The organism is Kocuria sp. APC 4018 (assembly GCF_030407675.1).
In the GTDB taxonomy this organism is placed as follows: domain Bacteria; phylum Actinomycetota; class Actinomycetes; order Actinomycetales; family Micrococcaceae; genus Kocuria; species Kocuria rhizophila.
On record NZ_JASDCY010000082.1, the window covers coordinates 1 to 8905 of the forward strand.

Here is an 8905-nt window from a genome sequence, read left to right on the forward strand (position 1 = left end):
CCCGCGCGGCCCTGGCGCATCACGGCCGCCGTCCTCGCCGTGCTCCTCATCCTGGTGCTCGCGGGAGGCGCCTGGGCGTACTGGCGCCCCCTGTCCGAGCACGACACCGCCCGGCTCACCGCGCGCGCCACGGTCGAGTCCGTGCGGAGCGAGCTGACCCCGGATCCTGCCGTGCTTCCCGACGACGCCCTGGCTCAGCAGCTGGATGCCCTCGGTCCCGCGGCCACACCCGCGCAGCAACGACGCCTCGACGAACAGGGCGGGCAGTGGAACCCTCCGGCTGATCTGGCGGACGCCGCGGACCGGATGGCCCGCCTGTCCGTCGCAGCACCGGACGAGGAACTGGCCGGGAACACGGCCTCCGTGGCCGCGTCCTGGTGGGCCGCGCAGCAGAGCATGGGCGCGGAAACTCCCGCGCAGGCGCCCGACTCTCCGCTCGACACCGCCGGGGGCCCCTCCGGCGAGGGGGCGGGCCCGGCGACGGGCGGCCCGGGTGACTCCGGCCGGGGAACGAGCCCTGCCGCCGTGCCAACGAGTTCCTCCGGCGGGACGGGTTTTGACTCCGCACGTCCCGGGGCCATGCCGGGCACCGCGGATGCCGGCTCCCCCACCGGAACAGAGGCCCCGTGCCAGGAGGACCTGCTCGCCGCTGCGACCGCCCTGGACCGCTCCGCGTTCACCGCCGAGGCCGCCACCGCCGTGATGGCTGACGGTCCCGCCCGGGACACCGTGACCACCGTGGCGAACGACGTTCGCGCCACGCTGTCCCAGCCCCGGGTCGAGCCCCTGCTGGCGTGCGAGCCGTCACCCGTGGCGGCCCGGCACGACCTCCCCCGTGACCTGGCGGTGGAACCGGCGCGGAGCGTGGGACTGACGCAGCAGGAGACGGCACGCGCGCTGCTGGCCGCGGCGGCGTCGTCGCCCTCCGAGGACCGCGTGTGGCTGCTCACGGCCCTGCGGGACACCGTCCGCACGGCACAGGCCCTTGCTCCGCAGGAACCGGTGCCCGTGCTTCCCGCCGCGCCCTGAGTACGCACGGCCCTGAGCCCGCGCGGGGCCACGGACCTCACGAGCCGGAGACCACGTCCCACCCCAGTTTGACGATCAGCGCGGTGACCACCACGAAGAACACGACCCTGATGAAGGAGCTGCCCCGCGCCACGGCCGTGCGCGCGCCGAGGTAGCCGCCGGTCATGTTGCTCAGCCCAAGCACCAGACCCAGCCCCCACAGGACGGAGCCGTGGGCCGCGAACACGGCCAGCGCCCCGAGGTTCGTGGCCAGGTTCACGATCTTGGCCTTCGCGCTGGCCTCCAGGAAGCTGTACCCCAGCACGGACACGAGCGCGATGATAAGGAAGGATCCGGTGCCGGGGCCCATGACACCGTCGTAGAAGCCGATCAGCGCACCCAGCGCCACGGCCCGGGCGTAGTGGTGCGCGCCCGTGTGGCGCAGCTCGGTGAGCTGGCCCATGGACGGACGCGCCACCGTGAACACGAGCACCGCGATCAGTGCCAGCACGATGATCGGCGTGAACACGGACTCGGGCAGGGCCGCGGCCACCGCCGCGCCCCCGCCCGCCGCGAGCGCGGCCACCGCCGCCATCGGCAGCGCCGTGCGCAGGTCCGGGCGCACCCTGCGGTAGAAGGTCACCGCTGAGGTGGCCGTTCCGAACACGGAGCCCATCTTGTTGGTGGCCAGCGCCTGGACCGGGCTCAGTCCCGGGATCATGAGCGTGACCGGCAGCTGCAGCAGACCGCCGCCACCCACCACGGCGTCGATGAAGCCCGCGGCCAGACCGGTGACCATGAGCAGGGCGATCAGCCCGGGAGTTGCCGACTCCAGCCCGGAGCCGCTGAGGAACGAGGCATCCACCGTCCGTGCGTCGCGCGTCCGCTACAGGGACTCGGCTGCGGGGCCGTTCTGACCCTGCAGCTCGGCGGTGATCTCCGCGACCACCTGGTCCCGCCGGATGTCCCGGCTGGTGCCGCTGCGGCGGTCCTTGAGCTCGAGCAGGCCGTCGGCCAGCCCCCGCCCCACCACGAGCACCGTGGGCACACCGAGCAGCTCGGCGTCCCGGAACTTCACGCCCGGGGAGACCTTGGGACGGTCGTCGAAGAGCACGCTGATGCCCGCGGCCTCGAGGTGCGCCACGATCTCCTCGGCGGCCTCCAGCACCTCCGGACCCTTGCCCGTGGCCACCACGTGGAGGTCCGCGGGGCTGAGATCGCGCGGCCACAGCAGGCCGTTGTCGTCGTGGTAGAACTCCGCCACGGCCGCGAGCGCCCGGGTGACCCCGATGCCGTAGGAGCCCATGGTCACGGTGACCAGCTTGCCGTTGCTGTCCAGCACCTTGAGGCCGAGTGCCTCCGCGTACTTGCGGCCGAGCTGGAACACGTGGCCCATCTCCATGCCACGGGCGATCTCCAGCGGCCCGGAGCCGTCCGGTGCGGGATCGCCGTCGCGGACCGTGCAGGCCTCCAGAGTTCCGTCCCACGTGAAGTCGCGCTCCGCCACGAGGTCGTACACGTGGGACTCCGCGACGTTCGCGCCCGTGATCCAACGCGTGCCGGGCACCACCCGGGGATCCACGAAGTAGGGGATGCGGGTCAGGGACTCGGCGCCGAGCAGCGGCTCGTCCCGGGTCAGTCCCGGACCGATGTAGCCCTTGACCAGTTCGGGGACGGCCCGCAGCTCGTCCTCCGTGGCGGCCGCGACCTCCAGCTCACCCCCCTCGCCGAGGGCCTCGCCGATGCCGGCCTCCACCCGCTTGAGGTCGATGTCCCGGTCCCCGGGAATGCCCACGGCCACGAGCTGTCTGCGTCCCTCCGGCAGGGAGACGGAGAGCACCACGTTCTTGAGGGTGTCCGCCGCGGTCCAGGGCTCGCCCTCGCGGGGGTGCAGCTCGTTGGACCGGGCCACGAGGGTCTCGATCGTGGGGCTGTCCGGAGTGCGGTGCACCTGTGCGGGCGGTGCGTCCGCGTAGTCCACGGACTCCGGGACCACGGTGGTCACGGCCTCCACGTTCGCGGCGTACCCGCCGGCGGAGCGGACGAAGGTGTCCTCGCCGACCGCCGAGGGGTGCATGAACTCCTCGGAGCGCGATCCACCCATGGCACCGGAGGTGGCGGAGACCGCCACCACGGGCAGCCCGAGCCGCTCGAAGATCCGCACGTAGGCCGCCCGGTGCTTGGCGTAGGACTCGTCCAGCCCGGCGTCGTCCACGTCGAAGGAGTAGGAGTCCTTCATGATGAACTCGCGCCCGCGCAGCAGACCGGCGCGGGGACGGGCCTCGTCACGGTACTTGGTCTGGATCTGGTAGAGCATCGCGGGCAGGTCCTTGTAGGACGAGTACATGTCCTTGACCAGCAGCGTGAACATCTCCTCGTGCGTGGGCGCCAGGAGGTAGTCCGCGCCCTTGCGGTCCTGCAGCCGGAAGAGGTTCTCGCCGTACTCGGTCCAGCGGTTGGTGGCCTCGTACGGCTCACGCGGCAGCAGCGCCGGGAAGTGGACCTCCTGGGCGCCGATCGCGTCCATCTCCTCGCGGACGATCTTCTCGACCCTGCGCAGCACGGCCAGGCCCAGGGGCAGCCACGTGTAGATGCCGGGGGCGGCGCGGCGGATGTAGCCGGCGCGCACGAGCAGCTTGTGGCTGTCGACGTCGGCGTCCACCGGATCTTCACGCAGGGTGCGCAGGAACAGGGAACTGAGGCGAAGCGGCACGAATAGGTCCTAACCGCCCGTGACCGGGCCGATCGAAGCTGCTGATGTCTGCGGCGAGTCTATCGCTGTGGCGCGTCCCGGGGGTCAGCCCCACCGTGCTCACAGGAGCACGGTGGCGAAATCCCCGTGACGGTGGAACCCCACACGGCGGTAGGTGGCCAGCGCGGGGGCGTTGTAGTCGTTGACGTAGAGGCTCACGGTTGGGGCCTGCCGCCGGGCCATGGCCACGGTCGCGGCCATGCAGGGGACGGCGAGGCCCTTGCCCCGGTGCTCGGGGGCCACCCACACCCCCTGGATCTGGCACACCCCGCCGTGCAGAGAGCCGATGTCGGCCTTGAACACCACGTCCCCGCGGTGGTCGGCGAGCACCGCGGTGCGACCGTCGCGCAGCAGGGACCGGATCCGCTCCCGGTAGCCGTGGGCGCCACTGCCCAGGGGCGAGTAGCCGACCTCCTCGGTGAACATGGCGGCCGCCGCGGGGAGCACCCGCTCGAGGTCCGCCTCGCTCCCCCAGTGCACGGAACTCGCGGGGCCGGCGAGCAGGCGGGGGTCGGGGTCTCGGTCCATGACCAGCAGGGGCTGCACTGGACGCACGTCGAACGGCGCGGGCCACGAGTCCCGCAGCCGCTCCCACAGTCCGAGCACCGGCTCTGCCGGGCCGAAGAACGAGGCGAAGCGGGGCCCGCCCCGGGCCAGGGCGTCCGCCACGAGGTCCGTTCCCCGCTCGTCCAGCACCACGGGGACCACGTTGGTCCCGGCCCAGCACGCACCCACGAGTTCCCCCGAGGGTGCGGCCACCCCGTACACCGGCGGGCGGCGGGCCCCGGAGGCACGAACCCGCTGCACGTGCGACGCCACGAACACGGAGGCCACCGGGTCCTGCGCGAGAAGCCGGTCCAGTGCCGCGGGGTCCACGGCGGCGGGTGCGAGCGCCCGCGCGCCCCGACGCCGGATCACCCGGCGGTCACGACCGGGGAGCCCTCCACGGGCTGGCCGTTCTCGTCCAGCTCCATGCTCTCGGCCATCTCGTTGGCCTGGGCCAGCAGGGTCTCCACGATCTGGTCCTCGGGAACGGTCTTGACGACCTCGCCCTTGACGAAGATCTGGCCCTTGCCGTTGCCCGAGGCCACCCCGAGGTCCGCCTCGCGGGCCTCGCCCGGCCCGTTCACCACGCAGCCCATCACGGCCACGCGCAACGGCACGGTGAGGTGCGCGAGCCCCTCGTTGACCTCCTCCGCGAGCTTGTACACGTCCACCTGCGCACGCCCGCAGGACGGGCACGAGACGATCTCCAGCTTGCGCGGGCGCAGTCCGAGGGACTGCAGGATCTGGTTGCCCACCTTGACCTCCTCCACGGGAGGGGCGGACAGGGACACGCGGATGGTGTCCCCGATGCCCTGGGACAGCAGGATGCCGAACGCGGTGGCGGACTTCACGGTGCCCTGCAGCGCAGGCCCGGCCTCCGTGACACCGAGGTGCAGCGGCCAGTCCCCGCGCTCCGCGAGCAGCTGGTAGGCCCGCACCATGGTGACGGGGTCGTTGTGCTTCACGGAGATCTTGAAGTCGTGGAAGTCGTGCTGCTCGAAGAGGGATGCCTCCCACACGGCGGACTCCATGAGCGCCTCGGGGGTGGCCTTGCCGTACTTCTCCAGCAGCCGCTTGTCCAGGGAGCCCGCGTTCACGCCGATCCGGATGGACACCCCGGCGGCCTCCGCGGCGCGGGAGATGCCCTCGATCTGGTCGTCGAACTTGCGGATGTTGCCCGGGTTCACGCGGACACCGGCGCACCCGGCGTCAATCGCGGCGTAGACGTACTTGGGCTGGAAGTGGATGTCCGCGATCACCGGAATCGGGGACTTCTTCGCGATGATCGGCAGGGCGTCGGCGTCGTCCTGGGACGGGCACGCCACGCGCACGATGTCGCAGCCCGCGGCGTTGAGCTCCGCGATCTGCTGCAGCGTGGCGTTGATGTTGGTGGTGGGGGTGGTGGTCATCGACTGCACGCTGATGGGCGACTCCGAGCCCACTCCCACGGATCCCACCCGGATCTGACGGGTTGTGCGCCGCGGGGACAGAACGGGCTGGGGCGCTGCGGGCATGCCGAGATTGACCGACGTCACGTGTTTCCTCCAGGGGAATCGACCTGCGGGGCCCGAGTCGCGCGCCCCGCGAACGTTGCTCCCCCCATTGTGCCCCACTCCTCCGACGTGGCTGACGCCCGCCGGTCGTCGGCATAACGACGCCGCCCCCGGCCACGCGCGTGCGTGGCCGGGGGCGGCGTCGAGCCCGGGACGGAAAGTCACCGGCGCATGATCTTGCGTGCGAGCCAGTTGCCGAAGAACTGCACGAGCTGGACCAGGATGATGATCACGATCACCGCGGCCCACGTGACCTGGTCGTTGAAGCGCTGGTAGCCCAGGCGCAGGGCGAAGTCGCCCAGACCGCCGGCACCGATCGCCCCCGCCATCGCGGACATGTCCGTGATGCCGATGACCAGGAAGGTGTAGCCCAGCACCAGGGGGCCGAGCGCCTCGGGGAGCACCACCGTGGTGATGATCTTCCACCGCGAGACCCCCATGGACCGGGCGGCCTCCACGACCCCCGGGTCCACGGTCATGAGGTTCTGCTCCACGATCCGCGCCACGGCGAACGTGGCGCCGATGGTCATGGCGAAGATCGCGGCGTTGGGCCCCAGCCGGGTGCCCACCACCGCCTCCGTGACCTGCCCCAGTGCCGCGAGCAGGATGATGAACGGGATGGGTCGCACGAAGTTCACCAGCAGGTTCAGCACGGTGAACACCGCGCTGTTCGCCAGGATGTTGCCCCGGCGTGTCACGTAGAGCCCCACGCCCACCGCGAGGCCCAGGAGCCCCGCGAGGACCAGGGTCACCGAGACCATGTAGAGCGTCTGCCCGGTTGCCTGCAGCAACTGCGGGCCGAGAGTGGACCAGTCCATTACTCGGACACCTCCTGGACCGTGGTGACCGCGCGCAGGGCCTCGATGGCCCGTGACACGGCGTCGTCGGGCCCGTCGAGGGACAGCGTGAGCGTCCCGAACGTGTGTGACTGCAGGATGGAGATCCCGCCGAACGCGATCTCGAAGGCCACGCCGTCCCGCGCGGCGTCGGAGAGCACCGAGCCGATCCTGTTGCGGTCGGTGACGTCCACGAGCACGAGCCGGCCCGGGTGCTCCGCCCGGAGCTTGGCGAGCTCGTCCTCCTGCGGCACGGTGCGCATCACGGAGGACACGAACTTGCGGGTGGTCTCCGCCCTCGGGTGCGCGAAGAGCTCCGCGGTGGTCCCGGTCTCCACGACCCGCCCGGAGTCCATGACCGCCACACGGTCGGCGACGGCGCGCACCACGTCCATCTCGTGGGTGATCAGCACGATCGTGATCCCCAGCTCACGGTTGACGCGTCGCAGCAGGCTCAGGACCTCCTGCGTGGTCTCCGGGTCCAGTGCGGACGTGGACTCGTCCGCGAGCAGCAGCTCGGGGTTGGTGGCGAGCGCTCGCGCGATGCCCACCCGCTGCTTCTGGCCGCCCGAGAGCTGCTCGGGGTAGTTGCCAGCGCGCTCGGTGAGCCCCACGAACTCGAGCAGCTCTGCCACCCGCGCCCTGCGGTCCTCCGGCTTCCACCCGGCCCGTTTGAGCGGGAACTCGATGTTGCCGGCCACGGTGCGGGACGTGAACAGGTTGAACTGCTGGAAGATCATCCCGATGTCCCGGCGGATCGGGGCCAGCTGGGTCTCGCTGCGGCCGTCCACCTGGCGGCCGGCCACCTGCAGGCTGCCGGACGTGATGGGTTCCAGGCCGTTGATGAGGCGCACCAGCGTGGACTTGCCGGCACCCGAGTAGCCGATGACGGCGAAGATCTCCCCGCGCCGGATGTCCAGGTCCACGGAGTCCACGGCGGTGACCGTGCGCGTGCGGCGCTTGGAGCCGGTCACGAAGACCTTGCTGACGTCCCGGAAGCTGACCAGTGTCTGCGCCTCGGGCGCCGGGCTCACTTGCTCTGCCCCTTGAGGTCCTCGGAGTAGCGGGACAGCAGGTCCTTGAGCTCCTGCTGGTCCACCTCGGTGGGCACCGCGGTGCCCTTGGTCTCCTGCTTCTCGGCCTCCAGCACCTTGTCGTCGTAGTAGAAACCCGCAACCTTCTTGAGGGTCTCGTTCTCCGCATTGGCCTGCGTGGCGGCGAAGATGTTGTCGTACACCTTGGCGCTGTCCGCGGTGGGGTCGTCCTGGGCCAGTGCCTTGTTCGGGTCCAGCCCGGCGCGGTCCAGGAAGTCGTTGTTCACCACGGAGGCGGCCACGGAATCCATGGACAGCACGGTCTGCTCCGCGGAGACGGGGCGGACCTTCACCTTGGACTTCTCGGTGTCCACGTCCTGCTCGGTGGGGGCGATCGTGTCCTTGGTGAAGGTCACCAGGCCCTGCTGCTCCAGCAGGCTCAGCGCCCGGGAGAGGTTGATGGAGTCGTTGGGAACGGCGATCTCGTCCCCGTCCTTGAAGTCGGCCACGGACTTCACGGACTTGGAGTACAGCCCCAGCGGGAAGATGGACGTGGAGCCCACGGGGGTGATCGTGTCACCCGAGTTGTTGTTGTAGTCCGCCAGGTAGGCGATGTGCTGGAACCAGTTCATGTCGATGTCCCCGCTCTTCAGGGCGGGATTCGGCTGGCTGTAGTCGCTGAAGTCCACGAACTCCACGGTGACGTCGTTCTGCGCCGCCACCTCCTTGAACGCATCCTGGACGGGGGTGGCGCCCACGATGCCGATGGTGATCTTGCCGTCGGCCATGGGATCGGTGTTCTCGGGGCCGCCGCACGCGGTGAGGGTCAGGCCCAGGGTGGTGGCCAGTACAACGGGGATCAGGCGCTTGCTTCGCACGGTGATGCCTTTCCAGGGTCGGGATACGGATGCGCGGAGCAAACAGTCCCACCTGGATGAGGGCAATGATCAGACACGTGCCATTCGAGGAAAACCGCACTTGCCGTGATCTGTTCGAACCGCGGCCGGATGGTCATCTGGGGCACCCCGCTACGGGAGAGGGTTGCCGTCCGGCCAGCCAGAGCTTCGCGCCGGATCTCGTCATCCGCCCAGAACTGTAGCACGGTGCTCGCAGGTTCCCGTACCGCCGGACGACGCCGCCCGGTCCGCCCCCGTCCGCACGGCGTCATCGCGTGCC

At 70.7% G+C, this 8905-nt stretch carries 7 protein-coding genes, 1 pseudogene and 1 riboswitch; of the genes and pseudogenes, 1 reads left to right on the forward strand and 7 read right to left on the reverse strand.

All coding sequences use genetic code 11. The annotated features are described in order from the left end of the window. A pseudogene (locus tag QL985_RS11330) lies at positions 1 to 1029 on the forward strand (hypothetical protein); the annotation flags it as partial. 37 nt (positions 1030 to 1066) lie between these two features. Here QL985_RS11330 and QL985_RS11335 read toward each other — a convergent pair. The 7 genes from QL985_RS11335 to QL985_RS11365 all read right to left on the reverse strand — a co-directional run bounded on the left by QL985_RS11335 (position 1067) and on the right by QL985_RS11365 (position 8607). Next, positions 1067 to 1807, reverse strand: a complete 741-nt coding sequence (locus QL985_RS11335; RefSeq protein ID WP_050899514.1) for a TSUP family transporter — start codon at positions 1805 to 1807, stop codon at positions 1067 to 1069. An 87-nt stretch (positions 1808 to 1894) separates the two neighbouring features. Beyond that, the gene (locus tag QL985_RS11340; protein ID WP_019310880.1) at positions 1895 to 3721 is read right to left on the reverse strand and encodes a proline--tRNA ligase; all 1827 of its coding nucleotides are present in this window, start codon (positions 3719 to 3721) and stop codon (positions 1895 to 1897) included. A gap of 99 nt (positions 3722 to 3820) precedes the next feature. After that, positions 3821 to 4678 (reverse strand): DUF4081 domain-containing GNAT family N-acetyltransferase, encoded by an 858-nt coding sequence (locus QL985_RS11345; protein ID WP_019310879.1) that lies wholly within the window; start codon positions 4676 to 4678, stop codon positions 3821 to 3823. Continuing rightward, entirely contained in the window at positions 4675 to 5841 is a 1167-nt protein-coding gene (gene ispG / locus QL985_RS11350; protein ID WP_019310878.1) for a flavodoxin-dependent (E)-4-hydroxy-3-methylbut-2-enyl-diphosphate synthase, read from the reverse strand. Before ispG ends, QL985_RS11345 begins: the two co-directional genes overlap by 4 nt. 179 nt (positions 5842 to 6020) lie before the next feature. Further along, positions 6021 to 6677, reverse strand: coding sequence for a methionine ABC transporter permease (locus QL985_RS11355; protein WP_019310877.1), 657 nt, complete (start codon positions 6675 to 6677; stop codon positions 6021 to 6023). Continuing rightward, a complete protein-coding gene (locus QL985_RS11360; protein WP_019310876.1) occupies positions 6677 to 7729 on the reverse strand; it encodes a methionine ABC transporter ATP-binding protein in 1053 nt (350 codons plus the stop codon). Before QL985_RS11360 ends, QL985_RS11355 begins: the two co-directional genes overlap by 1 nt. Then, positions 7726 to 8607 carry a MetQ/NlpA family ABC transporter substrate-binding protein gene (locus QL985_RS11365; RefSeq protein WP_019310875.1) on the reverse strand — a complete coding sequence of 294 codons (882 nt, stop codon included), beginning with the start codon at positions 8605 to 8607 and terminating at the stop codon, positions 7726 to 7728. Before QL985_RS11365 ends, QL985_RS11360 begins: the two co-directional genes overlap by 4 nt. A gap of 91 nt (positions 8608 to 8698) precedes the next feature. Next, a riboswitch (SAM riboswitch) is annotated at positions 8699 to 8813 on the reverse strand. Positions 8814 to 8905: the final 92 nt, after the last annotated feature.